This is a genomic window from Flavobacterium sp. AK-345 (assembly GCF_058310175.1).
The window spans coordinates 841,171-866,423 of sequence record NZ_JBZEER010000001.1 but is presented as its reverse complement, the minus strand read 5'-3'; the positions used below and the strand labels follow the sequence as shown (position 1 = coordinate 866,423).

Genomic DNA, 25,253 nt, shown 5'->3' with positions numbered 1-25,253 from the left:
AGATAATGTTAGTTTAATGACATAGATAAGCATTGTGCCAGCCGCCTATTTTATCTGGCTTAGTAAATGAAGTAGAAGCCTTAATAAAATGTCCGTCATTTATCAATGTTTCAATTTTTTTAAAGCTTATAGTATTAAGAGAATCAATATTTAATTCATAGATGTAATGATTAAATATGGTTCTGTTTGTGTCCTTATCAAATCGAATATTTCCTCTTGGTCCGGCAATATTTAATTTGTTCATCTCCTCAATTAAAAAATCAATACTAAGATTGTTATCAGCATTAAGAAGAATGTTCTTTAAAATCAGTCCGTTTTCGTACCCCAGAATAGAAAAAACCGACGGATTCTCTGCATATGCTTTTTTATATTCGATAGTAAAATCTGCAGTATCACTATCATTTTGCATCCAGGAACTTACTACATAAAGCTCGTGAGGGTCATTTTTATAATCATCCAGAATTTTATCATTAATAAAAAACGGAGTAACATAAAACGGATACTTTTGAGTAATTTTATTTTGACTTATAAAATCAGCATTTTCCTGAGCATATAAACCACTATAAAAAGCAAAAACAGCATCAGGCTCCTGAGCATTTATAGATTGATCCATTTGTGAAGATTCATCTTCTCTGGGAACAAAAGGAGTAATATAATGTCCTGAAAAATTTGCCTTTTCCTGAAAAGCATATTCAATTGCCGACAGCATACCGTAACCTGAATCATAAAAAGAACTGGCTGTTGCAATTCTTTGCAATTTTTTGTCTGTTAAATAACCGCCTAAATGATAACAGGATTCTGTTAATCCAAACGAATTAATGTAAACTCCTTTTGGTGTGGTGGTTTCATAAGGTAATGTCGCGCCAAGATCTGCAGCCAGTAATAAAATATCATTTTGTGAGGCATAATTATAAACCTCCATTATATTATTATGACCAAAAAAGCCAATGATAACTGATACTTCTTCCTGAAAATTTAATTTTTGTATTTTCTCAATTATTACTTTCTCGCTGGAACCAATACCAATACTCTCCACAAAAAATTTTACTTTGAGATTATTAAGTTTTAAGCCTCGTATAAAATCTTTATCTAATGTAGGATACTGTTGCGATTTTGGAATTAAAATTCCTACTTTGATGTCGTTATCCATAAAATGAGATTAAAAAAAACAGAGGCAATAGATACCTCTGTTTCATATTTATTAATTTCTGGAAGGAAAAATACCTTCTAAACAAATGCTCATGTAAACTCCCAAATAAGGATTTCTTAAACTAAATGGATTATTTGCTCCTGCAATACCAGTAGTACCTACTGCAGTTGTTCCGGTTGTAGTTGCTCCTTTAATAGGTGTAGCAGTACCTCCTGGCTCACTATAGACATTTGCTGTAGAGCCTCCACTTGAAAATGAATTGTTGCCGCCATCAGTTTCATTACTAACTGTACCGCCGCTTAATGCGTTAATAGTTGTAACAGCAGTAAGACCCAATGCAGGAATAACATGTCCGTGAGCAGGCATATTGTTTATTGTTAAAGTAACGTTTTCAGTTCCGCTTACTTCTCCATAGTTAATATTACTTAATCCAGGCCCTTGTCCAGGGTGTACAATAGATCTGCCTCTTAGATCAGGCAAAGCAAATGTTGTTTGGCCATTACCGCCATAAGTTGTTCCGATTAACGAAAAAAGTGCTGTGTTTTGTGCTATTGACATGATTTGTCCGTTACAAAATGCCCAGCCTCTTGGTGCAAAATTAAAAGCAAAAGCTTTGATAGTCGCAATGTATTCTTCCATGGTTTTAAAAATTAGATAGTTAATAAATTTAGTTTTGGTTTTGTCGTCTTATCTCTATAGTAAAAGATAGATTTGACAGTTTTTTAGTATAATGCTAAGTTACTTTTTATATCTATTTAATAAACAGGTGTTTATACCTGTTTTTGCTTCAAAAAAGAGAGTTTTTACTTATTTTTTTACAGAAAACTGAATAATTCTTCACTTTTTTGTCAAATGATATTCGTTTACTCTTTATTAATATGAATAATTTATTTTTTCAGATTAAAAGTAAATATCTCATACCCATCACCAGATTAATATGTCATGGAACAGGAATTTACTGTCATGAAATTAATTTTTAGTGTCACAATTAAATTTGTTTGGCTTATTGATTTGTAGGTTTATTTCAGATCAAACAATTAATTGTATAAGTTTTGCGTTAAATCATGTAAGATTTTATATTCATAAGTTAAGAAATTTGAACCGACGAAAAGAAAATGAAGTAAAATTCTTATTCAATTAGTGTTAACTTATTTATATATAAACCTTTTTTAATTTTTAAACTCCCAAATACCATGAAAAAAATTCATTACATCTTTGCTATCCTTGCGGGTGCATTATTAGCTCTTACGAGTTGTTCAAACGATGACAAAATCCCACATACTGATCCCGGTACAATTACAAATCCGGTAGAAACAGAAACACCTAATACAGCTTATGCTCCTGCATTTACAGGTCAGACCCGTATTAATGGTGTGCAGACAAATACTCCTTATGAAGGAAAAGTGATTACAACAAACTTAACAGCTCCATGGGGAGTAAAAAGCCTTCCTGATGGCAGATTATTAGTAACCGAAAAAGGAGGAACCTTTCGAATTGTAACTAAAGAAGGAGTAGTTAGTGCCGCTATTACAGGAGCCCCGGCTGTAAATCCTGCAGGACAAGGCGGATTATTAGGTTTAGTGCTCGATCCTGATTTTACTACAAACAGAATGATTTATTGGGTTTTCTCAGAAGCAGTAACAGGAGGAAATCAAACATCAGTTGCCAAAGGAAGACTATCAAATGACGAAAAAACAATAGAAGGCGCAACGGTAATTTATCATGCGAATCCTGCAAACCCAAGTACGCTTCATTATGGAGGAAGGATTCTTTTTGATAAAACAGGAAATCTTGTCGTTAGTACCGGAGAGCGTTCTGTTCTTGAAACCAGACCATTGGCTCAATCCGTAACTGGCGGTCTTGGTAAAGTAGTTAGAATAACTAAAGATGGTCAGGCAGCATCAGGCAATCCAACTTTTAGCCAAAGCGGTGCATTACCAGAATTATATTCTATTGGTCATAGAAATCCACAAGGCTTAGCACTTCACCCGGTTACAGGTGACATCTGGGAAAGCGAACACGGACCACGTGGAGGTGATGAGATTAATCGCCTTAAAGGAGGAGCTAATTATGGATGGCCAACAATAACATACGGAATTGAATACAGCGGAGAGAAAATTGGAGCCGGAATTCAAAAACAAGATGGTTTAGAACAGCCGGTTTATTACTGGGATCCTGTTGTGTCTCCAAGTGGTATGACTTTTTACACAGGAAACCGTGTACCAGAATGGGAAAACAATTTGTTCATCGGTTCATTAAGCGCAACACATATTATTCGTCTTGCCATTAGAGACAATAAAGTAATTGGCGAAGAAAGATTGCTTGCCAGCGAAGGTCAAAGATTTAGAGATGTAACCCAGGGAAGTGACGGAGCTTTATACGCCGTTACAGATGGTGGTAGACTCTATAAAATTGATAAAAAATAGTCCGGAAGATTCACGATTTTTTTAAATAAACATGATAAGGTGCATTACTGCACCTTTTTTTTATTTGAAATTCACTAGTAAATAGTTTTACTAGTAAATAGTTTTAATAAAGGAGGCAATATTGTATTGCAATATAAAGATTAAGGCCCTGTTTTTTTTGATTAACTTGTTGCTTTTTAGTTTTTTACATGTAATATTTTGTAAAAACTAAAAATAATTATGTAAGAAATTTAATGTAATCAAAGTCTAAATTTGAATAATTAGTTATCAATAAAAAACCGTATTATTATGAAAACACTTATCAAATCCAAAGTTGCCTTACTTGTTATTTTAGCAGGACTTGCATTTTCATGCAAAAAGACAGACACTGTCCCGGCAGATTCAACGTACGATTCAACAGACACTACAGTTGATAGTATCAATGCCGCCGCAGTAGATACTACAATGGTACCTACTGACACAACAGCTGTAAAAGACACAACAGCAACTACAACTCCGAAATAGGAAAACAGCAAATAGATTAATAAATCTATGTATTGATTCAATTTATTTATAATGTTAGTTATTGATTCAGAAAAACCTGCAGTAATTATTACTGCAGGTTTTGTTTAAAAATTCACCATATGAACTTATCACCAAAAACAATAATATTCACAATATTCGCTATATTAATAATAGGTATGGCACTACTTGCAGCACATACGCAAGAAAAAGCAGATAACGAAAAATGTCGCTATACAAAAACAGATTATGGTTATTTAATGGTTTTAAGAGAAGGAGATGATGTTTTGGCTAACCTTGAAAATTTAGCCAAAGAAAAACAAATCCCCTCGGCCAACTTTACCGGAATTGGCTTTGCAAGCGACGCTACTTTTGGTTTTTATGATTTTAACGCAAAGAAATTCAATCCCAAAACCTTCAATAAAGTCGAAATGGGAAGTTTAACCGGATCAATCGCCTGGAAAGAAGAAAAACCATCCATTCACGTTCATGGTGTAGCAACCGATAATAAGTTTGATGCTTATGGCGGACATATTCTGGCCTTAAAAGTAGGAACAGGCTCTATGGAAATTTATATTACCATTCATAATGAAAAATTAGAACGCAAACTCGAACAACCTTTAGGAGCCAATGTTTTACAATTAAATTGTAATCAATAATTAATTGAAAACCTTAAAATTATTCTGTTAAATATTTAGCAAATACTACTCAATTCTGTAATTAGTCTATTATATTGATAGGGTTTAAAAAGTTTTACGTTTTTATGCATTCAAATTCAAATTATCTCTTTAAATTTGCCGCAGCAATGAAAAACGAGATCCAGAATTTTAGCCATTATAGCCACAACATGATGATGTGTTGTGATGTTGTTATGCAATAAAAATGTCTGGCTTATATAAAAATAATATGATTTATTACAAAAGCCTTTCATAATCGTTGAAAGGTTTTTTTGTTTTAAAAAATGCGAATACATTTTACCGCAAACTCGCAAAGTTTTGTATTGATTTAGCTTTGCGAACTTTGTGCTTTTCATAAGAGACTATTGGATAAAATCTTAGCGTTCTTTGCGGTAAAAAGACATTTACAATGCAAATTAATTTGAATTAAAATAATGATTGAATTAAAAAATGTTACCAAAACGTTTCATCAGAAAAACAGAATTGTTACTGCTTTAGCCGATGTTTCACTTAAAGTTCCACCGGGAAAAATATTTGGTGTAATTGGTACTTCGGGAGCAGGAAAAAGCACATTGATTCGATGTGTAAATTTACTGGAAAGACCAACTTCCGGAGAAATTATCGTCGACGGAAAATCGCTGATGCAATTATCAAATTCTCAATTGGCAATTGAAAGAAGACAAATCGGAATGATTTTTCAGCATTTCAATTTACTTTCATCAAGAACTGTTTTCGAAAATGTTGCTTTTCCATTAGAATTAGTCGGAACTTCAAAAGCAGCTATTGAAACGCGTGTTCTCGAATTATTGCAATTGGTGGGTTTAAGAGAAAAAGCAAACGATTATCCGGCAAGTCTTTCAGGAGGACAAAAACAAAGAGTGGCTATTGCCAGAACTTTGGCAAACAACCCAAAAGTACTTTTGTGCGACGAAGCCACAAGTGCATTGGATCCTGCAACGACAAGATCAATTCTTGAATTATTAAAAGACATCAACCGTCGTTTAAACATTACAGTTTTACTAATTACACACCAAATGGAAGTGGTGAAATCAATTTGCGATGAGGTTGCCGTAATTAGTCACGGAGAATTGATAGAGCAGGGAAGTGTAGGTGAAATTTTTGCCGATCCGAAACATGAATTAACAAAAGAGTTTATCGCTTCTTCTTTACATCTTGATGTTCCGTCTGTTTATCAGGACAAACTTCAAAAAGAAGATAATGGAACTTTAAACCCGCTGTTGCGACTTGAAATGACCGGAAAATCTGTAAATGAGCCAGTTATTTCAGAAGTTTCGAGATTATTCGATACCGATTTCAAAATCATTTCTGCACAAATGGATCAGGCCGGAGAAGTTAATTTTGGTGTTATGCTGATCGAATTATCCGGTAAACGCGAAAATTACAAAGCGGCAATCGATTATTTTATTTCAAAACATATTAAAACAGAAATCATAGGTTATGTCTGAAGCAATTATTGAATTATTAGTAAAAGGAACCTGGGAAACCATAGTAATGACTTTCGTGTCAGGCTTTTTTGGTTTCGCCTTAGGACTTCCAACCGGAATTTTACTTTTCCTTACCCGAAAAAATCAAATATTAGATCAGCCCGTTTTAAACAGAAGTTTATCTGTTTTGGTTAATATTTTCCGATCCATTCCATTTATCATATTAATCGTCTGGATGATTCCGTTTACAAGAGCACTTGTAGGAACTTCCATTGGCGTAAGTGCAGCATTAGTTCCTTTAAGTATTGGTGCAGCACCATTTATTGCCCGTCTTGTAGAAAATAGTTTACTGGGTTTACCATCAGGATTAATAGAAGCAGCAAGAGCATTGGGCGCAACACCTTTTCAAATTGTGTACAAAGTATTGCTTCCCGAAGCTTTGCCATCGTTAATAAATGCAGCATCCATTACCTTAATTACACTTGTTGGGTATTCTGCAATGGGTGGAGCAGTTGGAGCAGGCGGTTTAGGGCAGGTTGGTTATCAATACGGATATATTGGTTATGATGCCGTAACGATGAATTCTGTATTGGCATTGCTGGTACTTTTGGTATTCCTGATTCAGTTTGCGGGCGATACATTATCAAAACGCTTTGATCATAGATAGATAAAGTTGCCACAAAGACACAAAGACACAAAGACACAAAGTTTTTATTTAAGTCAATAATTTTGTTTCACGCAGATTTAAAAAGATTTAAGCAGATTTGAATTAAATAATCTGCGTTGATCAGCTTAAATCTTTTTAAATCTGCGTGAAAAACTTAGTGTCTTTGCGACTTTGTGGCAAATTCTACAATACATAAATATTAATTATAAAAATAAAAACATGATTACTAAAAATAATTTTTTAAAAATAATCGCCATTTTAACCTTATCACTTTCATTGGTAAATTGCGGAAAAAGTAAAAACAACGATCCGCATTTTATAAAAGTAGGCGTTGCAACCGGACCAGAATATAAAGTGGCAGAAGAAGCTAAAAAAGTAGCAAAAGAAAAATACGGTCTTGAAGTAGAATTGGTCTCTTTTAACGATTATGTTATTCCAAACGAGGCTTTAAGCCAGGGCGATATAGATGCCAATGCTTTTCAGCATAAACCTTATTTAGACGAACAATCAAAACAAAGAGGTTACAAACTGGCGATTATCGGAAAAACATTCATTTACCCAATTGCAGGATATTCCAAAAAAATCAAAAATCTTTCTGAATTGAAAAACGAAAGCACGATTATTATTCCGAATGATCCAACAAACGGTGGACGTTCTTTATTGCTTTTGCAGAAAAACGGTTTGTTGAAACTTCGCGATGGTGTTGGTTTGCTTCCAAAAGTAACCGACATTACAGAAAATCCTAAAAACCTGAAAATATTAGAATTAGAAGCACCACAATTGCCAAGAGCTTTAGATGACGAAAATGTAACGATTGCCATTATCAACAATACTTTTGCATCTCAGGCAGGTTTAGTTCCGGCAACCGATGCTTTGTTTGTTGAAGACAAAGATTCTCCTTATGTAAATCTTGTAGTAAGCAGAGAAGATAATAAAAATGAAGAAAAAGTAAAGCAATTTTTAAAAGCTTTTCAATCTGTTGAAGTTGAAAAAGCAGCTGTTCGCGAATTTAAGGGCGGAGCTGTAAAAGGATGGTAATATAAATTGTATCACATTTCTAAATAAGGAAGCGCTAATCTTTTGGTTTAGCGCTTTTTCTTTTTATTAATACTATATTTGATCATCAATTTATAGAATAAAAAATGTTTCAAAATAGTATATTTGTATAAATCAAGAAAATTAATACAAACAAAATGACCCCAGATTTGAATTCTTCCTTATCCTTAGATTTTTTACATACGCTTAAAACACAAACAGCCGGTGCGCATAAAAGACTGGAAAATTTACCGGTTTCTTCTTGTATTCTTTCTCCGGAAATGAAAATAGAAGATTATGCACATTATCTAAAATTGATGTACGACGTTCATTATGATGTAGAAGAAAATATTTTTCCGTTGCTTTCAGATAATATTCCAGATTTAACAGAAAGAAAAAAGAAGCATTTAATAGAAGAAGATCTTACTTTTTTAAATTATAAGCAACCCGTTGTAAGTCCGGTTTTTAATACTGAAAATAGAACAATACCATTTGCATTGGGTATTTTGTACGTTGTTGAAGGTTCTTCTTTGGGAGGTCGATTTATATTGAAAAATATCGAAACAATAAAAGGACTTGATGAAGGAAAAGGAGTTTCGTATTTTACAGGATACGGTAATAAAACAGGAAGTCATTGGAAAAATTTCTTAAATGTATTAACCGAATATCAGGAAGAAAATAATTGTGAAGATGAAATAATCAAAGGAGCAATTTATGCTTTTGATTGTATTCATGACCATTTTGTGGAGATACAGAAAAATGAAAATTAAAGATATTGTAAATAGGGATATTGTTACGTTAACAAACTGCGAGCATGAGCCCATACATATTCCGGGCAGTATTCAGCCACATGGTTTTTTGGTTGGCGTTACTGCAGATTGGAAAATAGATTTTTGTACCGAAAATATTTCAGCTTTCGTTGATCTGGTTTATAAAGATATAATTGGGAAAGATTTTAGTGCCACTTTCGGGGTTCAGGCAAAAGAAGAAATTGTTACTTATATCAATGGTGACAAAAAACAACTGATTTTTCCGCTTGAAATTGAGTTTTTAGGAAAATCATTTCAATTGAGCGTTCACAAAAGTCATGATATTTATGTTCTTGAAGCCGAACCGCATTTTGGAGGCAAAGAGAATACAGCTGAATTATATACTCAAATGCTTCAGTTTATAACCGATATGAACAGCACAAGTAGTTTGAAGGACTTATGTGCGCTTGTAGCAAAAGGGACTCGTGAAATAACCGGTTACGATCGTGTTATGATTTACCGTTTTGATGCCGATTATAATGGCGAAGTTTTTGCTGAAAATTGCAGGGAAGATTTAGAATCCTTTTTAGGATTACATTATCCGCATACAGATATTCCGGTTCAGGCAAGAGAATTGTATATGAAAAATCAGCTGCGATTAATAGTTGATATGAGTTATACACCTGTTCCGATTTTTACCATCGATGATCGGGAAAATAAAAACCTCGATTTGAGTCTTTCAATTTTAAGAAGTACATCGCCAATTCATGTCGAGTATCTTAAAAATATGGGGGTTGGCGCTACACTAACAATTTCTCTTATTCATCATGACAGATTATGGGGGTTAATTGCATGCCACCATTATTCGGCAAAAAATATTTCTCCCGAAATCAGGCTTGCAGCAAAACTTCAGGGACAATTTATTAGTTCTCAAATTGATTTGCGACAATCTACAGATGAATATCAAATTGCGCGCAAAACATCTTTGGCACTGGAACATCTAACAGGTTTAGATCTGCCTCTGGACCCATTATCATTTGCAACTATTTGTGCTGATCCGGAGTTATTGAATCTTTGTAATGCAATGGGGGTTTCTATCTGCGTTGGAGATAAAATATACAAACATGGCGTTACACCTTCTGATGATCAGATTGAGCGAATCAATATAAAAATTAATTATTTTGCTAAAGAAGGAATATTCACTACCAATAAACTAACAGATTATTTTCCGGAATTTAATGATAATCCGGATGTTGCCGGAATTATTTACCATTCTTTAGGAAATGAAAATAGTATTGTATGGTACAGACCAGAAACTATATCAGAAATAAATTGGGGAGGAGATCCGGAAAAAGCCATTATCAAAGACAATAATGGACTTCATCCCAGAAATTCGTTTAATATCTGGAAACAAATTGTTAAAAATCAAAGCAGCAGGTGGCTTCATCCCGAAATAAATGCAGCAGCAAGTTATGCGCATGTACTTCACAATCAGATTATTTTATTGATGCTGAGTGAGGAAGAAGAGAAATACAGAAGTCAGAGTGAAGTTTTAAAAGAAACAAACTCAGAACTGGAAAATATCAACTGGATCAGTACACATGATTTGCAGGAACCTTTGCGAAAGATTCAGCTTATTATTTCTAAATTACTTCTCGAAATAGACAAAGTTCCGCCTCAATCTGTTTATGATTCTTTACAGCGTGTCTCAAATTCAGCAAACAGAATGCAGGTTTTGTTACAGGATATTCTAAAATATACCCGTATAAAATATACCAAAGATGCACTTCAGAAAATTGATTTAAACCATATTATGGAGCTTACTCTCGATGAAATGAAAGAATCATTTACTGAAAGTGGCGCTTTAATTGAATACGAAAAACTGCCTGAAATTTATGGAATTCATTTTTTGATGAAACAGCTGTTTTCTAATATTCTGCAAAATTCATTAAAATATGCATCTTCGGACAGATTGCCTGTTATAAAAGTAACAGCTTCGCAAAAACCGGAACCTTATAATTTTTCAACTCAAATTTATTGTCACTGGATTACTTTTACAGACAACGGAATTGGTTTTGAACAAGAATATGCTGCTTCTATTTTTAAAATATTTACACGATTACATCCACAAGAAAAATACAGTGGTTCGGGAGTTGGTTTGGCATTGAGCAAAAAAATAATGCAAACGTGCGGAGGAACAATTCGCGCTGAATCTAAACCAAACGAAGGTACAGCCATAACGATTTATTTTCCTTGCGATCATTTAAATTCGCTATCGTAAACTATTAGAATAAATTAAAGCACATTTTGGATAATAAATAGTACGCCTCAAAAAAAAGAATTATTTATTGATAGAATCTATAATCTTTTCACGATGGCTAAGCCCCCAGTTTACCAGTGTTTCGGTTACCGGTAAAACAGATTTTCCATATTCAGTAATGGCGTAAGCAACTGTAATGGGTTTGGTTTCTTGTATAGTTCTGCTAACAAGTAAATTAGTTTCTAATTCTTTGAGTTCTTTGCTTAGCATTTTAGCAGAAATGCCATCAATTTCGCGCTGCATTTTTTTAAAATGAATAACCTTATCCGTTCTGTTTGTCAGGAAACGTAAAATCATCAGTTTCCATTTGCCGCCCAAAACATCAAGACTATCGCGCATTGCCATTAATTCTTCTGAACAATTTGCTTCCCTAACTATTCCGTTATCATTTATTTTTGCCATACTAGTTTCTCTTTGGTAACCGGTTACCTTGGGTTAACCCATAACAAAAATAAGGTATTAGCGCTATATTTTTGTATAATAAAACAATAAATATGAAAGCAATAGTATATAAAAATGCCGAATTTATTCGGGAAGAAATAGTTACTCCAATACCGCTGGAAAATCAAATTCAGGTAAAAATTATCGCTGCTGGTTTTAATCCGGTAGATTATCAAATGACAGAAGACGGCTCTGAAAAAAAGTATTTGCATTCGCCCATTCTTGGCAGGGAATTCTCCGGAGTTGTAACCGCGATTGGAAAAAAAGTCACTAGTTTTAAAATAGGAGATCCAGTTTTCTCCGGATCAGGAAGTATGGGATCTAACGGGACTTATGCCGAATTTATTTGTATCCCCGAAGAAATTGCAGTGTATTTACCAAAAAATATTTCTTTTGAAGAAGCTGCCGGAATTCCATCTTCGGGACTTACGGCGCTGCAATGTTTAAATAGAATGCAGGCATCTAAAACAGATTCAATTTTGATTACCGGAGCAGCCGGAGGAGTAGGTAATTTGTTGGTTAAATTGTTGATTGCAAACGGTTATCATAATTTTATTGTAACAGCAGGAAATGATCAAAGTATTGCTTCACTAATAGAAATGGGTGTAAAACGAAATCAAATTATAAATTACAAAATTGATCCGATAGAGGAAACAGCACTTCGTTTAAATGCGGCTAAAAAATTTGATTTTGTAATTGATTTAGTGGGAAATGCAATCGCGGATATCGTTGTAAAACTTTTAAAAACGAACGGAACTTATCTCGATGTTACTGCATTCACGACCAAATATTCCCGCGAAATACTTTTTGGGAAAGGGGCTACAATAATGAATATTTCAAATTATACATATGGTCTTGAAAAACGATATGATTATTATAAAAATGGATTGGAGCAGCTAAAAGGTTTATTAGAAAAACAATTAATAAAACCTCCGGTAATTAATGTAATTGGTCCATTGGAAGTTGCTACCATTAAAAAAGCACATCAAATGCTTCGGGAAAATAAAACTGAAGGTAAGAAATTGATAATGAAGATAAATTAAATAGAATTCAGATAATAAAAAATGACGCTTTTTGGGCGTCATTTTCTTTGGTTGTTACTTAAATTGGTTTCAGACTATATCCTTTAAAAGATTTTTTAGTTCGTTAAAATTGTTAGGTTTAGTCCAGTAATCTTCTGCGCCAAGTACTTTGGGATAAGCAATTGGTGCTGGTCCGGTCGAAAATAAAATAACAGGTATATTTTTGATTGCCTCCGTTTTTTTAATTTCAGCCAAAAGCTCAATGCCTGTCATTAAAGGCATGTTGATATCCAGGAAAATTATGTCGGGTTTGATTTCTCTGTTTATTAATTTTTGCAAAGCTTCTACAGGATTATGTAAAGCCATATATACGGCATTGGATACAGATTCCAAAGCTTGTTGAAAAAATTCGCAATCATCAAAATCATCATCGATTTGCAAAATATTTTTATATTTCATTTATAAAATGTTTGGTTGACTTTTTCTATTCTTAAGTAATTGTGATCTTTTAGTTTTCCTTGTCCCAAAACTAAATTGATTTATTAATAATATAAGATTATGATTATTTTTAAAAAGATGCAGGGATAAAAAAAACTTGTTTATAACAAGCTTTCTACGTTTTTAAATATCATTGCCAGCAAAATCCATGTAATTGATGGAGTATTGTCTTGTTACCTTTAAATCTTTCAAATAATTTTTGATCATTTTATGTCTTTTGTTTGAATGTCAGAATATTTCGAACTGGTAATGAATTCCATATATTTCCTGAATTATATAGATTAACTCGTAATATGGATAGTTTATAAAAATAATTCTACAATACATCAAGGTTTTATATAATTTTCCATTATTGTTATATAATTCCCATTTTTTTTGATTTGTGAAAGATTTTACAACGAAAGCAAATTGTTTTAAAAAGCTTCCCCAATACGGAAATAAATTCCCCAATCTCCTTTTCCTACCGCAGCATCAAGTCCAACATTAAATTTCTCTGTTTTAAAAGCTCTGTATCTGTAACCTACACCGGCTCCGGGATATATGTTCCAATTGAAATCTGCCGTATCAGAACCATAAATAGTAGCAATTCCTGCAAAACCTACGAGTCCCATTTTTTTATTAAAATTATAGCGATATTCACTTTGTAAAGCTATAAGCCCGTCGCCACGATATTTTCCTTCCGAATATCCTCTAATATCTTCTCCACCAATGGTAACCTGCTGCTCAAAAGCAATATTTCCTAATCCAAATTTTCCCGAAAAACGAGCGGCAAGTACATCAGTCCCACTTCGCATTGGAAAATATTTATTGTATTCAGTTAATATTTTATTGGCATTCACATCATTTCCAAACCATTCCGGGTAAGTAATCCATCGCAATCTTATTTTATCGCCTTTGGTAGGGTAATAAACGGCGTTACGGGTGTCGTATAAGGTAATCAATTGTAAACCATTGGTGTGGGTAATAGAAGCTGGCTGTACATCATCTTCATATTTTGTGTTATAATGCGCATACGAATAGCCAATTCCCAGGTATAAAGATTTTATTATTTTACGCTGAAGACTCGTGTTTACGATTGTTGTTTTGGTTCCGTAATCATAAAAATCCGGCGCTTCGAGATCATCCATATAAAATTGTGAATTATGATCGCCTGTTACAAAAAACAATTGTGCACGCCATTTGTCTTCTTTAAAATAAAATTTATTAAACAAGCTTATAAAATATGATTTATTGGTGGTATAAACTCCCGACAATCCTGATAAAGATTTGGGAGAAATAGTATCTGTTTTATCTATTTTGTACATCATCATCGGGATTGCCCCAAACATAAAATCAAGCGTTCTGTTGTAGTTGATATAAGGCATCACATTAAAATCAATATTTTTGGCGGGAGAAGGGGTTGCCGTAGTATCTATTGGTTTGGTTTGTGCAGATGCCAATAAACAGAACAGAAAGAATAGTAGTGTAAATGAAATTCTTTGCATTTGAGGTATTTTCAGAAGTTAATAGCTGAATCGCAAATTGATTTTTAATTTCATCTAAATTAAAGCCATTTTCCATTTTTCAATAGTTGAAATAGATATAATACGTTTCATTTTATAATATGGAACGGATTCAATAATTTTCAAAACGGATTATAAAACTTTAAGTTATTTTATTAATGAGAAGGAGTGTTTATCGTAACCACTTTTTCAAAACGACCATGATGACTAATTGAAACATCCTGAAATTTATTTAAAGCAATATTTAGCAAGTGCGGAATACCGTTATGGTCTTTATAAATTTCTTTTCTTTCAATTTCGGTGACATTATTTAAATCATACAAATTTTGGGTTGCAATACTATGAATAATGTCTTTTGACAAAGTTGTTTTTGTAAAATAGGTATTTTTACAACAAATAACCTGACCAAAAACGGCATTATTTTGTTGTGATAATATCTTGCAAACCAGTTTTTGGGGAATGTATTCTCTAATTTTTGTCTGTCTGTTATAAACTTTATAAGCAGCTTCTTTCATGCTCCATAACGTCCAGACCATAATTTCAGGTTCAGGATTATGGGTTATAAGTAACTGCTCATCAATTGTAAAAAGTTTTTGAATAAAACCTTTGCGCTGCCAGTTGCTTTCATGACGTGATTGTAATAAGTCTATCACATCATTACCAATCATTTTGCGGCAAGTTTAGTTTCTATAATTTCTACGGCCGTTTTTACATCAAGCATGCGTTCCATATCAGTATTGTCGATTACGACATCAAAAGCTTCTTCAATATCTAATACAATATCCACAAGGTTGGCCGAATTAATATTAAGATCATTAATGAAATCAGTTTTCTCTGTAAGATTATCATAAGCCTCTGTATTTGTGGTATATGGCTTTATGATTTCTTTTAGTTTTGCAATAAGTTCTTCTTTATTCATAATTGATTGGTTAGTTTTCAAATTTTTTAAATAGTATACAGGCATTTACATCTCCAAAACCAAAACTTGCTTTGGCAATTATAGTAAGATCTGTATTTATTGTTTTTAAAGGTATTTTTGATGCATCTACCAGTGCCGTAATTTCCGGATGTAAATCTTCGCAATTTGTATTTCCAAACAAAAAACCTTCGTAAAGCTGTAAAACGGTAGCTACACTTTCGATACTTCCTGCGGCACTCAGGCAATGTCCTGTCATGCTTTTCAGCGAGTTTATATACGGAAAGTTATTTCCATTTCGGTTTAATGCTTTTGTCCAGTTTTCGATTTCCAGACTGTCTTTTGTGGTGGCTGTAAGATGTCCGTTTATGGCATCAATTTCATTTGCAGAAATACCGGAACTCTTAATTGCAGTTGTAATGCATCGCTGCACGGCATCGCTGTTTGGAGCGGTCATGCTTCCGTTGCCTCGTTGTCCTCCGGAGTTTACGTTGCCGCCTAATATTTCGGCATAAATTGTTGCGCCACGTTCTAAGGCACTTTCGAGATCTTCAATAACTAATGCTCCGGCACCACTGCCGGGAACAAAACCTGCGGCTGTGGCACTCATTGGGCGCGAACCTTCTTCGGGATTATCATTAAATTTAGAACTGCATACTCTTAAAGCATCAAATCCGCCCCAAATATAAGGACCGCTATCGCCTGTACTGCCCGCTAATATACGTTTTGCCTGTCCGGATCGAATACGGTCGTACGCCATTATAATAGCTTCAGTACCCGTTGAGCAGGCCGATGAATTTGTAGTAACCTGATTTCCAAGTCCGAGTTTACCGCCAAGATAAGCGCTAACACCACTGTTCATGGTTTGAGCCACAACAGTGCTTCCTAATCTTCGGGTTTGCAGTTCGTCTATTTTATAAATGCTTTCGCGAAATTTATCAATTCCCGAAGTTCCCGAGCCAAAAATAGTTCCGTTATCCCAATCGGGTTCATTATTGTTTTCTATAGGTAATCCTGCATTTTTCCAGGCTTCTATGCCCGCAATAACACCGTACAAAATCCCAGTACTATTAAATCCGCGTAGTTCAAGCTCAGTAAAATATTGTAATTTCAGTTCATCACTTATTTCCGGTTTACCCGCTATTTGACAGGAAAACTGCAGCTCCTGCAATTGAGCATCATGTTTTATACCCGAAATGCCCTTTTTTAGCGCATTAGTAAATGCAGGAATTCCAACCCCGTTTGGAGCCGCTACACCCAAGCCTGTTATGACAACTCGTTTACTCATAATTTTGTAGTAATCATTCCGGCTACAATACCTTTACAGACTTCTTGCCCGGCTTCATTTTTCATTACAACATCACATTTAAGTTTGCCAAACCTAAAGAATGTTTTTTGAGAAGTAACGGTTACTTTTTCGTTAGGATAAACAGGTTTTAAAAACTGCATGTCTGCTGATGTAAAAGCAACTACAGTATCTTTTTTCAAGTCATCCTTTAATAAATATATACCAAGGCAAACCATACCAATTTGCGCCATAGTTTCGGTTAAAATAACGCCCGGAGTTACAGGATTATCTTTAAAATGTCCTTTGTAAAAATCTAAATCTTCTCTAAAAGTAAATGTTCCCGTTGCGCCATTTTCATCAACATGCAGTAATTCATCTACAAATAAAAATGGTTCGCTGTAGGGCAGTTGTGCTATAATATTGTTAAGTTCCATAATTGTTTTTCTAAATAATTACCATTGCAATAAAACACGCTGTGCCGAAAATCCAGGACCAAAACTAAGCATTAATCCTTTTTCTCCCGCTTGTGGTTTATTGTCCATAATACGCTCTAAAACATACAATACGGTTGCGCTGGACATATTGCCGTATTGTTTAAGGACTTCTTTTGTATCATCAATATTTTTGCCTAATCCTGAAAAAAGCGCCTCTACGGTTGTTACTATTTTTTTACCTCCGGGATGAAATATCATATGGTCCAGATCTTTAATTTCTAAGTTGTTCTTTTTGAGAAATGGATGAATGATATCGTCAAAATGAGAAGCGATTGTGTCCGGAACTTCAATATCCAAAACCATTTGCAAACCGCCGTTGGTTAGTTTAAATCCCATCATATGTTCGGCATCATAAAAATGATACATTTCTTCAGCCACTATTTCCGGGCCGTTATCTTCTTCATAAGAAGACAAAAGACAGCAAGCTGCTCCATCACCAAAAATGGCAGCACTTACGATATTCGGCATGGAAAAATCATCGAGCTGAAATGTTGCTGTAGGCGATTCAACCGCAATTACTGCGGCGCGTTTTCCGGGATTGGCTTTCAGGAAATTTTTGGCATAAATAATTCCGGATATACCAGCAGCACAACCCATTTCTGTAACCGGTAATCGTACAATATCCTGTTTCAGTTTCATTTTATTGATAAGATAAGCATCCAGCGACGGAATCATAATTCCGGTACAGCTTACCGTTATAATGTAATCGAGAGTCTGCGGTTCCCAGCCGGCTTTTCTAAGTGCTTTTTCTAAAACCTGCTCTCCTAAAATAATAACCTCACGACTGTAAATATCATTTTTATCTTCAAAAGATGTCGCTGTAAAAACTTCAACAGGATCCATTATCGAATAGCGTTTGTCTACAGCGGCGGCTTCAAATATTTTTTTTACTTTTTTTATAAAACGCTCTTCCTGTCCATCAAGCCATCCATCCAAATACGGAAGTATATCTGCTGTTGTTCTGGAATATTGTGGTAGTTGTTTTGCAACAGTAACTATTTTTACACTCATATTTTAGTAATTATCCATTGGTAGCGAAAAGCCCATTTCCAACGTATGATATAGTTTTTTAAACTTAGTTTTTTGGAGAATTCCTCCAGTTCATTTTTTTTAAATCCTCTTAAAATAGAAACCAGACCATCTTCACGAGACATTTTTTCTAAATTAAATACAGAACAAATTATTTCAAAAAGCCTGTAAGCTAATTTACTGCGGTGCAAATCGTTTATCACAACACCAATAGCAGCATTCTTACTAAAGATAGTAATAATATTTAATATTTGCTCATTAGAAAAATGATGAAGTGTAAGCGTACATAAAAGAATATCGTAATGAAGAGCTGCAAAATCTTCACTAAAAATATCGATACATTTATACTCAATATTCGGGTATGAATTTGAAAGTGTTTTGGCGTAATTGATAGTAAAAGCATTTGCATCTACGCCAATAAGTTTAAAATTGATATTGTTTTTTTGACCGTAATTTGATAACATTCGCAGCATATCGCCATTACCACAACCAATATCTGCGATTGTGATGGTTTTTGAAATATCAGCTTTGTTTAATAATTTTTTTACGCCGTTAAGCGTGAGATTATTTCCTCCAAGCAATTGGTTTATACGCGCAATTTGATCAAGCGCGGCCGTCAGCTCATTGCCCTGAAGCGAAAAATCATCCATTATTTCGGCTTCCTGTGTTCTATATTTGGTATTTATGCTCATTATTCGACTGCTATAGGTTTGCCATGCGTTTGTTTTATTATTGCAGATAATAGTGCAGGCATTGAAGCTACTATTGCAACAAACACATTGGTGATTGTTTTGTAGGTTAAAGTTTTTGCCAAAAACCGGCCCATAAGCAGTCTTTTTGCAAAATTCTTATTCCATTCTTTAATGTATTTTTTTTCTAATAATTCACGGGATGCTATCTTTCCATTATGATAATCAAGTACTAATTCTGAAGCTATTTTGGCGCTGTGTATTGCCATTGCCATTCCGTTACCACACATCGGGTGAATAAGACCTGCCGTATCGCCAATCATTAAAATATGATTTTCTACAGGCAGTTTTTTATCAAAAGAAATTTGGCTTATCGTTAATGGTTTTTCAAAAACGGAGTTACTGCTTTCAAAAACGTTTTTAAGATGCTTGTTTTTATAAAGTACGTTTTGCTGGTAATCGTCTATATTTTTATATTTTTTAAAAGTGGCATAATCAGCGAGGTAACAAATGTTTATAACGTTGTTTTCTACTTTTGAAACACCGCAATAACCACCTTTAAAATTGTGTAAGCCCACAACATCATCTGGAAAATCTCCCGAAAAATGCGCTTTAACGGCTAACCATGGCGATTTTTTAGTGATAAAATCCCGGGATAAAACCTGATCTAAATTAGAACGTTTTCCAAAAGCACCCAATACTGTTTTTGATGCTAAAACCTGATTTTGAGTTGTAACTGTAAAAGTAGTATTGTCGAAAGAAACATCAGTAACTGTTTCATTTATAATGGTACAGCCGTTTTGTAATGCTTTTTGACATAGAAAATTGTCGAGTGCAAAACGACTTACGCCAAAACCGCCTAATGGAAGTTTTGTTTTTGCCATTTTGCCATTTTGTGTAGTAAATTCAAATTTAGAAATATTGGTTGGCTTCAATTGTAAAACATCAACACCAAGCCACAGAAGGTAGGGCAGAATTTCATTAGAAATATATTCACCACATACTTTATGACGCGGATAATCGGATTTTTCGATAAGGGTTACTTTTAATCCTTTTTTTGACAAATGTATGGCTCCTGTCAAACCTGCAAGACCGCCGCCTATAATTACTACATCCGGATTTGTTTTCATATATCCAATTTAGCAAAAAAATCTTAGAGATACTAATGATTTTTTATTATAAATAGGTTAATTTGGTAATGAAATGAAGTGCTTTTAAATTAATTTAGAGGTCTGTAAATCTTTATATTAAAGTATTAAATTATTCAGTTTTGAAATTACCATTATCCTATTATCTTAATCCCGATGTGCTTTTTTTAGCCAAAGATTTGCTTGGGAAAGTTCTCTATACGCAAGTTGATGGACAAATAACCGCAGGAATTATCGTTGAAACCGAAGCTTATTTTGGCGAAATAGACAAAGCCTCTCACGCTTATGGCGGCCGACGCACGAACCGAACCGAAATAATGTACAGTGAAGGCGGGGTTTCGTATGTGTATTTATGCTACGGAATTCATCATCTTTTTAATATTGTAACTTCTGTAAATGGCGAACCTCACGCGGTTTTAATTAGGGCAATTGAACCTTTAATTGGTCAGGGAATTATGGAATTGAGACGGAAAATGCCTGTTTCTAAAAGCGCTATTTCATCTGGTCCTGGTTCTGCGGCGAAGGCTTTGGGAATTGATAATTCTTTCAATAAAAAAGATTTAGGCGGCGAAGAAATCTGGCTAGAAGATCATGGGATTCAATATCCTGATGATGCTATCGTGTCTGGTCCGCGCGTAGGTGTTGCCTATGCGCAGGAAGATGCTTTTTTACCCTGGAGATTTTTTGTAAAAGACAATAAATACGTTAGCAAACCCAATAAAATCTAATTAAATACATAGAAACATTGATTTATATTTTTTATTAAATAATTTTCGAATAAATTTCTGTTCTTTGCAACTTAGCATTTACTAAAGAAATGGTTAAAGCTGTCTTAAGCGATCAGCTTTAGAAGGCAATATTATTCTGGACATTGAGTTTAGATTAATTATCATATTTACGTTATGGACAACAAAAAGTTTATATTAAGTTTAAAAAAGGGTAATGAGGCTTCTTTCAAAGAAGCTTACTTAAAATACTACGATAAACTGATAAACATTGCCAGACGTTTTAATTTTACGGTTCTTACCCCGCAGGATTTTGTCCAGGAAACTTTTTTAAGATTATATAATAAAAGAGAATTACTAAACGAAGATGTTTTATTTGATAAACAACTGTTTGTAATCTGCAAAAACATCATTATCAATCATCTTAACAGAGAAAATAAAATAATTCAGTTTGATCCTTCGCAATTAGAAATCGCAGAGGAAGAGATTGATACGGGAATTTTTGAAGAAAGAAGCGAAAAATTATATAATTTCATAAATCAGCTTCCGGAACAGCAACAAAAAATATTTACTTTACATAAACTGGAAAACCTTAGCTATAAGGAGATTGCAGCGATGACGGATCTTTCTGAAAAGACCATAGCCAATCATATTTATCTCGCCAGTAAATTTATTAGAAAAAAAATCGAAAACCATTAGGAACTTTTTTGTTCTCGTTTGTTATATATAAAAACGGAACATAAGAAATGGAAATTGAGGCTTATAAAACAGATGTTACAACAAGGGAAGATGCAAGGTTTATTGTAGCGCTTCTTCAATTTGTTATTTCTGATTGTATCATGAATTTTGATTTGGAAGATTCTAATCATATTCTAAGAATCGAAACTAACAGAGATATTAAGGAAATGGTGTATGGTGTTTTTAATAAGCAGGGATTTTATTGTCAGAAACTTTAACGCTCAAAGACATGGATGAGAAAAAAATAGAAGAAGAATTAAAAAAAATCTGGGACGAAACTCCCAATTTACATTCTGATGCTGAAAAAGAGGCTTCGTGGGAGAGTTTTCAATCTAAAGCCTTTGCTCCAAAAAAGAAGGATTTTAAAATTTGGCGTTATGCAGCAGCAGCGGCAGTTATCATTTTCATGCTTATCGGAACCGGAATTTATTTTAGCAAAAGTCCTTTGCAGGAAAATGTTTTTGCGTCTTCCAATGTAATTGAAAATACGACTTCAAAAATAAAAACTGTTTTCCTGCCGGATAGTTCAAAAGTAGAATTAAGCCCAAATTCTAAAATTGTATATGCCAATAATTTTGCAGGAAACAGAAAAATTGAAATTCACGGAGAAGCTTATTTTAAAGTTAAAAAAGATAAAAAACATCCTTTTCAGGTTTTTTGTAATGAAACCACAACAACTGTTTTAGGAACTTCTTTTACTGTGAAAGAATATACTAAAAACGGAGCCATTATAGCACTTTATGAAGGAAGTGTTCAGATGAATGTAAAAGGTCAGGATAAAAAATGGATACTGGAACCCGGCGACAAATTTACATATGGAAACGCAATAGCAGCAGTAGCCGAATTTGACAGGTTTATTGATTTTGATAATGAAAAATTAACCGCATTAGGAACTTATATTGAGGAGAATTACGGTTATAAAATGGCAATTCCGCAGGAATATTACAACCAGCGAATTACAGTAAGAATAAACAAAAAAGAGGATTTAAAAACAATTGTTCAATTAATATCAGAAATGTATAACCTAAACTTCGAAGTAAATGACGAATTAAAAGAAATTACTTTTCAATAGAAAAGAAAAGGATGCACTAGCCGCGAAACTAAACATCCTCCTCATAGTCAGGATAGTATAAAACTATTCCATTTAATAATATTCAAAAATACAAAAATTCATGAAGCATATAATTTCAGCGTGCTTTTTTTTATTCAGTTGGTGCATGTTTTCTCAAAACATAACTGTAACTGTTGATAAAACGGTAACCTTAAAAGAATTCTTTAAGCAAATTGAAAATCAAACCGATTTTAAATTTGCCTTTACCGATCAGGTTAATACAAGTCAAAAGTATTTTAATCAAAAAAACACCTTTAAAAATATCGAAATCAAAGAACTTATTAATGAACTTAATAAGAACACTACGATTCAGTTTTCGATTGTAGGCAATAATATTTTTGTAAAGCAAAAAGCTTCTAAAACTAATACAGGCAGAATAAAAAAAAAGTTAACCGGTCAGGTACTTGACGATAACAATGAAACTGTTATTGGTGCAAATGTTTTTATTAAAGAACTGCAGACAGGTGCCACGACCGATAAAAACGGAATTTTTTCATTAGAATTGGATAAAGGAACTTACACTGTTGTGGTGAGCTATGTAGGTTTTAAAAATAAGGAAAAGCAAATTACAGTTTCTGATGATGAAAAAATTAATTTTAAAATGGAATCCGACAGCCAGCAATTGGAACAGGTAATTATTACCAACACCAAAGCGGTTGATGTAAGAAATACACAAATGAGTGTAAACAAACTTACTATGGAAGAAATAAAGAGAATTCCATCTGCTATGGGTGAGCCGGATCCCTTAAAATCAATATTGACATTGCCGGGAGTTACAAATGCAGGAGAACTTTCTTCAGGTTTTAATGTTAGGGGAGGTGCTGCCGATCAGAATTTAATTCTTTTAGACGGAGCTCCTGTATATGGTGATTCTCATATGTTTGGTTTTTTCTCTGTTTTTAATGCAGATGCCATCAGCGGATTGGAGTTGTATAAAGGCGGGATTCCTTCTAAATTTGGAGGAAGAGTTTCCTCTGTTCTTGATGTTAGCCAGCAAACCGGAGATTTTGAAAACTACAAAGTAAATGGTGGTATTGGTTTGATATCAAGTCGTTTATTGGTACAAGGGCCCATCCAGAAAGAAAAAGGTTCTTTTCTTATTGCCGGTCGTGCTTCTTACGCTCATTTATTTTTGAAGCTGTCTGATAATAGTAATTCGGCGATGTTTTATGACATTAATGCTAAATTAAATTATCGACTTAGTGCCAATAATACGATTGCTTTTTCAGGATATTTAGGAAATGATGTTTTCGACATAAACGATCGTTTTGGGAGTACTTACGGAAATACAATGGGAATTTTAAACTGGAAACATAAATTTTCTGATAAAATAAATACAAATTTAGCTGTGTTCTACAGTGATTATAAATTTAATCTTGAAATTTCGACAGAAAATTTTGAATGGAACAACACGATAAAAAGCTACGGTCTTAAATACGGATGGAATCATGCTGTAACAGAAAAATTGAAGCTTAACTACGGAATTGACGGTCAGTATTACGATTTTAATCCGGGAACTGTACAGCCAACAAGCTCAGATTCACAGTTTAATTACAAACAGTTTGATAAAAAATATGCTTTTGAATCTTCTGTTTATTTGGATTTTGAACATCAGCTTACAGAAAAATTAAATCTAAGGTACGGGCTTCGTTATAGCATGTTTTATCGTTTAGGAGGCGAAACTATCAACACTTACGAAAACGGACAGGCAGTAGTTTACAATCCGTTATATAATATTTATGAAGAAGGAACTCCAACCGGAAGCATTTCGTATAAAAGTGGAGCAACCATAAGTAAATTTGATAATCTGGAACCGCGCGCAGCATTGTCGTACGCTTTTAATGATAATACTTCGGTAAAAGCAAGTTACAACAGAATGGCGCAATACATTCATATTTTATCCAATACTCAGTCGCCATTGCCAATGAGCATCTGGACACCAAGCGGCCCCTTTACAAAACCACAGCTTTTGGATCAATATGCTGTTGGATATTTTAAGAATTTTAAAGATGGAGATTATTCTCTTGAAACCGAATTGTTTTATAAGAATATCCAAAACCGTATTGATTATATTGATGGTGCCGATATTTTGGCAAACAATAATATAGAACAGGTTATTTTGAATGGTAAAGCGAGATCGTATGGTTTGGAATTATTAGTTAGAAAAAACACGGGTGATTTTACAGGTTGGGTTTCGTATACATTATCAAGGGCAGAACAAAAAACTCCCGGCAGAACCCCAAGCGAACCAGGAATTGCAAATGGCGATTGGTATTTATCAGGATATGATAAAATGCATAATCTGAATATTGTAGGTAGTTATGAATACAATCCGAAATGGTCTTTTAATGCTAATTTCTCCTTACAATCAGGTCAGCCTGTAACGTATGCAAATGGGTATTATGAGTTTGGAGGAATCAATATTCCTAATTTTTCATTGAGAAATGAAAACAGACTGCCACTTTTTCATCACTTAGACCTGGCGGCAACCTATACACCAAAACCGGATAAAAAGAAAGGCTGGCAAAGCTATTGGGTATTTAGCATCTATAATATCTACAATAGAAAAAATGCCGCTTCGATGACGTTTGCAACAAACGAAGATACGGGAGCAAATGAAACCAGAAGACTGTCTATTTTTGGAATAGTACCTGGTATTTCTTATAATTTTAAATTTTAATG

At 33.9% G+C, this 25,253-nt stretch carries 26 protein-coding genes; 14 read left to right on the top strand and 12 right to left on the bottom strand.

What is annotated here, in order from left to right; genetic code table 11:
- Positions 1-13 precede the first annotated feature (13 nt).
- Together AC4FQ3_RS03945 and AC4FQ3_RS03940 are read right to left on the bottom strand one after the other, a co-directional pair.
- Positions 14-1,150, bottom strand: a complete 1,137-nt coding sequence (locus AC4FQ3_RS03945) for an ABC transporter substrate-binding protein (protein ID WP_491180949.1) — start codon at positions 1,148-1,150, stop codon at positions 14-16.
- Between the two features lie 51 nt (positions 1,151-1,201).
- Positions 1,202-1,789, bottom strand: a complete 588-nt coding sequence (locus tag AC4FQ3_RS03940; protein WP_042566799.1) for a phage tail protein — start codon at positions 1,787-1,789, stop codon at positions 1,202-1,204.
- 554 nt (positions 1,790-2,343) lie between these two features.
- Between AC4FQ3_RS03940 and AC4FQ3_RS03935 the strand changes: the two genes are divergently transcribed.
- The 8 genes from AC4FQ3_RS03935 to AC4FQ3_RS03900 all read left to right on the top strand — a co-directional run bounded on the left by AC4FQ3_RS03935 (position 2,344) and on the right by AC4FQ3_RS03900 (position 10,931).
- Positions 2,344-3,576: a PQQ-dependent sugar dehydrogenase gene (locus tag AC4FQ3_RS03935; protein WP_491180948.1), complete on the top strand. Its 1,233-nt coding sequence runs from the start codon at positions 2,344-2,346 to the stop codon at positions 3,574-3,576.
- A 288-nt stretch (positions 3,577-3,864) separates the two neighbouring features.
- Positions 3,865-4,080: a hypothetical protein gene (locus tag AC4FQ3_RS03930; RefSeq protein ID WP_042566801.1), complete on the top strand. Its 216-nt coding sequence runs from the start codon at positions 3,865-3,867 to the stop codon at positions 4,078-4,080.
- A 176-nt stretch (positions 4,081-4,256) separates the two neighbouring features.
- Positions 4,257-4,736: a PPC domain-containing DNA-binding protein gene (locus AC4FQ3_RS03925; RefSeq protein ID WP_491180947.1), complete on the top strand. Its 480-nt coding sequence runs from the start codon at positions 4,257-4,259 to the stop codon at positions 4,734-4,736.
- A 452-nt stretch (positions 4,737-5,188) separates the two neighbouring features.
- Positions 5,189-6,220 (top strand): methionine ABC transporter ATP-binding protein MetN, encoded by a 1,032-nt coding sequence (gene metN, locus AC4FQ3_RS03920; RefSeq protein ID WP_073398152.1) that lies wholly within the window; start codon positions 5,189-5,191, stop codon positions 6,218-6,220.
- Positions 6,213-6,866, top strand: a complete 654-nt coding sequence (gene metI, locus AC4FQ3_RS03915) for a methionine ABC transporter permease MetI (RefSeq protein ID WP_042566804.1) — start codon at positions 6,213-6,215, stop codon at positions 6,864-6,866. Before metN ends, metI begins: the two co-directional genes overlap by 8 nt.
- A 219-nt stretch (positions 6,867-7,085) precedes the next feature.
- Positions 7,086-7,904, top strand: a complete 819-nt coding sequence (gene metQ / locus AC4FQ3_RS03910) for a methionine ABC transporter substrate-binding lipoprotein MetQ (protein ID WP_491180946.1) — start codon at positions 7,086-7,088, stop codon at positions 7,902-7,904.
- A 155-nt stretch (positions 7,905-8,059) separates the two neighbouring features.
- Positions 8,060-8,671: a biliverdin-producing heme oxygenase gene (locus tag AC4FQ3_RS03905; RefSeq protein WP_491180945.1), complete on the top strand. Its 612-nt coding sequence runs from the start codon at positions 8,060-8,062 to the stop codon at positions 8,669-8,671.
- Positions 8,616-10,931, top strand: a complete 2,316-nt coding sequence (locus tag AC4FQ3_RS03900; RefSeq protein ID WP_491180944.1) for an ATP-binding protein — start codon at positions 8,616-8,618, stop codon at positions 10,929-10,931. The genes AC4FQ3_RS03905 and AC4FQ3_RS03900 overlap by 56 nt, the downstream gene beginning before the upstream one ends.
- A gap of 60 nt (positions 10,932-10,991) precedes the next feature.
- Here AC4FQ3_RS03900 and AC4FQ3_RS03895 read toward each other — a convergent pair whose 3' ends face one another.
- Positions 10,992-11,372, bottom strand: a complete 381-nt coding sequence (locus AC4FQ3_RS03895) for a winged helix-turn-helix transcriptional regulator (RefSeq protein WP_042566807.1) — start codon at positions 11,370-11,372, stop codon at positions 10,992-10,994.
- Positions 11,373-11,464: 92 nt separating this feature from the next.
- On the opposite strand from AC4FQ3_RS03895, the gene AC4FQ3_RS03890 reads away from it, so the two are divergent.
- Positions 11,465-12,454: an NADP-dependent oxidoreductase gene (locus tag AC4FQ3_RS03890; RefSeq protein WP_491180943.1), complete on the top strand. Its 990-nt coding sequence runs from the start codon at positions 11,465-11,467 to the stop codon at positions 12,452-12,454.
- A gap of 69 nt (positions 12,455-12,523) precedes the next feature.
- Here the strand turns inward: AC4FQ3_RS03890 and AC4FQ3_RS03885 are convergent, their stop codons facing one another.
- The 9 genes from AC4FQ3_RS03885 to AC4FQ3_RS03845 all read right to left on the bottom strand — a co-directional run bounded on the left by AC4FQ3_RS03885 (position 12,524) and on the right by AC4FQ3_RS03845 (position 19,979).
- Positions 12,524-12,892 carry a response regulator gene (locus AC4FQ3_RS03885; protein WP_042566809.1) on the bottom strand — a complete coding sequence of 123 codons (369 nt, stop codon included), beginning with the start codon at positions 12,890-12,892 and terminating at the stop codon, positions 12,524-12,526.
- Between the two features lie 452 nt (positions 12,893-13,344).
- Entirely contained in the window at positions 13,345-14,415 is a 1,071-nt protein-coding gene (locus AC4FQ3_RS03880; RefSeq protein WP_491180942.1) for a BamA/TamA family outer membrane protein, read from the bottom strand.
- 173 nt (positions 14,416-14,588) lie between these two features.
- Positions 14,589-15,101 (bottom strand): 4'-phosphopantetheinyl transferase superfamily protein, encoded by a 513-nt coding sequence (locus AC4FQ3_RS03875; protein WP_491180941.1) that lies wholly within the window; start codon positions 15,099-15,101, stop codon positions 14,589-14,591.
- A complete protein-coding gene (locus AC4FQ3_RS03870; RefSeq protein WP_042566812.1) occupies positions 15,098-15,352 on the bottom strand; it encodes an acyl carrier protein in 255 nt (84 codons plus the stop codon). The genes AC4FQ3_RS03875 and AC4FQ3_RS03870 overlap by 4 nt, the downstream gene beginning before the upstream one ends.
- A 10-nt stretch (positions 15,353-15,362) precedes the next feature.
- A complete protein-coding gene (locus AC4FQ3_RS03865; protein WP_491180940.1) occupies positions 15,363-16,637 on the bottom strand; it encodes a beta-ketoacyl-[acyl-carrier-protein] synthase family protein in 1,275 nt (424 codons plus the stop codon).
- Complete coding sequence (locus AC4FQ3_RS03860) at positions 16,634-17,071, bottom strand: 3-hydroxyacyl-ACP dehydratase FabZ family protein (RefSeq protein ID WP_302096340.1); 438 nt, start codon at positions 17,069-17,071, stop codon at positions 16,634-16,636. The genes AC4FQ3_RS03865 and AC4FQ3_RS03860 overlap by 4 nt, the downstream gene beginning before the upstream one ends.
- Positions 17,072-17,089: 18 nt before the next feature.
- Positions 17,090-18,142, bottom strand: coding sequence for a type III polyketide synthase (locus AC4FQ3_RS03855; protein ID WP_491180939.1), 1,053 nt, complete (start codon positions 18,140-18,142; stop codon positions 17,090-17,092).
- On the bottom strand, positions 18,139-18,852 hold the full coding sequence (locus AC4FQ3_RS03850) for a methyltransferase domain-containing protein (protein WP_491180938.1): 714 nt from the start codon (positions 18,850-18,852) through the stop codon (positions 18,139-18,141). Before AC4FQ3_RS03850 ends, AC4FQ3_RS03855 begins: the two co-directional genes overlap by 4 nt.
- Positions 18,852-19,979, bottom strand: coding sequence for an NAD(P)/FAD-dependent oxidoreductase (locus tag AC4FQ3_RS03845; protein ID WP_491180937.1), 1,128 nt, complete (start codon positions 19,977-19,979; stop codon positions 18,852-18,854). Before AC4FQ3_RS03845 ends, AC4FQ3_RS03850 begins: the two co-directional genes overlap by 1 nt.
- 140 nt (positions 19,980-20,119) lie before the next feature.
- On the opposite strand from AC4FQ3_RS03845, the gene AC4FQ3_RS03840 reads away from it, so the two are divergent.
- From AC4FQ3_RS03840 to AC4FQ3_RS03820, 5 genes are all read left to right on the top strand, one after another.
- A complete protein-coding gene (locus AC4FQ3_RS03840; RefSeq protein WP_491180936.1) occupies positions 20,120-20,725 on the top strand; it encodes a DNA-3-methyladenine glycosylase in 606 nt (201 codons plus the stop codon).
- Positions 20,726-20,899: 174 nt separating this feature from the next.
- The gene (locus AC4FQ3_RS03835; protein ID WP_491180935.1) at positions 20,900-21,421 is read left to right on the top strand and encodes an RNA polymerase sigma factor; all 522 of its coding nucleotides are present in this window, start codon (positions 20,900-20,902) and stop codon (positions 21,419-21,421) included.
- A gap of 47 nt (positions 21,422-21,468) precedes the next feature.
- Entirely contained in the window at positions 21,469-21,678 is a 210-nt protein-coding gene (locus AC4FQ3_RS03830; RefSeq protein ID WP_491180934.1) for a hypothetical protein, read from the top strand.
- 11 nt (positions 21,679-21,689) lie between these two features.
- Complete coding sequence (locus tag AC4FQ3_RS03825) at positions 21,690-22,532, top strand: FecR family protein (RefSeq protein WP_491180933.1); 843 nt, start codon at positions 21,690-21,692, stop codon at positions 22,530-22,532.
- Positions 22,533-22,632: 100 nt separating this feature from the next.
- Complete coding sequence (locus AC4FQ3_RS03820) at positions 22,633-25,251, top strand: TonB-dependent receptor (protein ID WP_491180932.1); 2,619 nt, start codon at positions 22,633-22,635, stop codon at positions 25,249-25,251.
- Positions 25,252-25,253: the final 2 nt, after the last annotated feature.

Coding starts and splice junctions, on each gene's coding strand:
- AC4FQ3_RS03945 (WP_491180949.1), bottom strand. CDS start 1,150: ATGGATAACGACATCAAAGTAGGAATTTTAATTCCAAAATCGCAACAG.
- AC4FQ3_RS03940 (WP_042566799.1), bottom strand. CDS start 1,789: ATGGAAGAATACATTGCGACTATCAAAGCTTTTGCTTTTAATTTTGCA.
- AC4FQ3_RS03935 (WP_491180948.1), top strand. CDS start 2,344: ATGAAAAAAATTCATTACATCTTTGCTATCCTTGCGGGTGCATTATTA.
- AC4FQ3_RS03930 (WP_042566801.1), top strand. CDS start 3,865: ATGAAAACACTTATCAAATCCAAAGTTGCCTTACTTGTTATTTTAGCA.
- AC4FQ3_RS03925 (WP_491180947.1), top strand. CDS start 4,257: ATGGCACTACTTGCAGCACATACGCAAGAAAAAGCAGATAACGAAAAA.
- metN (WP_073398152.1), top strand. CDS start 5,189: ATGATTGAATTAAAAAATGTTACCAAAACGTTTCATCAGAAAAACAGA.
- metI (WP_042566804.1), top strand. CDS start 6,213: ATGTCTGAAGCAATTATTGAATTATTAGTAAAAGGAACCTGGGAAACC.
- metQ (WP_491180946.1), top strand. CDS start 7,086: ATGATTACTAAAAATAATTTTTTAAAAATAATCGCCATTTTAACCTTA.
- AC4FQ3_RS03905 (WP_491180945.1), top strand. CDS start 8,060: ATGACCCCAGATTTGAATTCTTCCTTATCCTTAGATTTTTTACATACG.
- AC4FQ3_RS03900 (WP_491180944.1), top strand. CDS start 8,616: ATGCTTTTGATTGTATTCATGACCATTTTGTGGAGATACAGAAAAATG.
- AC4FQ3_RS03895 (WP_042566807.1), bottom strand. CDS start 11,372: ATGGCAAAAATAAATGATAACGGAATAGTTAGGGAAGCAAATTGTTCA.
- AC4FQ3_RS03890 (WP_491180943.1), top strand. CDS start 11,465: ATGAAAGCAATAGTATATAAAAATGCCGAATTTATTCGGGAAGAAATA.
- AC4FQ3_RS03885 (WP_042566809.1), bottom strand. CDS start 12,892: ATGAAATATAAAAATATTTTGCAAATCGATGATGATTTTGATGATTGC.
- AC4FQ3_RS03880 (WP_491180942.1), bottom strand. CDS start 14,415: ATGCAAAGAATTTCATTTACACTACTATTCTTTCTGTTCTGTTTATTG.
- AC4FQ3_RS03875 (WP_491180941.1), bottom strand. CDS start 15,101: ATGATTGGTAATGATGTGATAGACTTATTACAATCACGTCATGAAAGC.
- AC4FQ3_RS03870 (WP_042566812.1), bottom strand. CDS start 15,352: ATGAATAAAGAAGAACTTATTGCAAAACTAAAAGAAATCATAAAGCCA.
- AC4FQ3_RS03865 (WP_491180940.1), bottom strand. CDS start 16,637: ATGAGTAAACGAGTTGTCATAACAGGCTTGGGTGTAGCGGCTCCAAAC.
- AC4FQ3_RS03860 (WP_302096340.1), bottom strand. CDS start 17,071: ATGGAACTTAACAATATTATAGCACAACTGCCCTACAGCGAACCATTT.
- AC4FQ3_RS03855 (WP_491180939.1), bottom strand. CDS start 18,142: ATGAGTGTAAAAATAGTTACTGTTGCAAAACAACTACCACAATATTCC.
- AC4FQ3_RS03850 (WP_491180938.1), bottom strand. CDS start 18,852: ATGAGCATAAATACCAAATATAGAACACAGGAAGCCGAAATAATGGAT.
- AC4FQ3_RS03845 (WP_491180937.1), bottom strand. CDS start 19,979: ATGAAAACAAATCCGGATGTAGTAATTATAGGCGGCGGTCTTGCAGGT.
- AC4FQ3_RS03835 (WP_491180935.1), top strand. CDS start 20,900: ATGGACAACAAAAAGTTTATATTAAGTTTAAAAAAGGGTAATGAGGCT.
- AC4FQ3_RS03830 (WP_491180934.1), top strand. CDS start 21,469: ATGGAAATTGAGGCTTATAAAACAGATGTTACAACAAGGGAAGATGCA.
- AC4FQ3_RS03825 (WP_491180933.1), top strand. CDS start 21,690: ATGGATGAGAAAAAAATAGAAGAAGAATTAAAAAAAATCTGGGACGAA.
- AC4FQ3_RS03820 (WP_491180932.1), top strand. CDS start 22,633: ATGAAGCATATAATTTCAGCGTGCTTTTTTTTATTCAGTTGGTGCATG.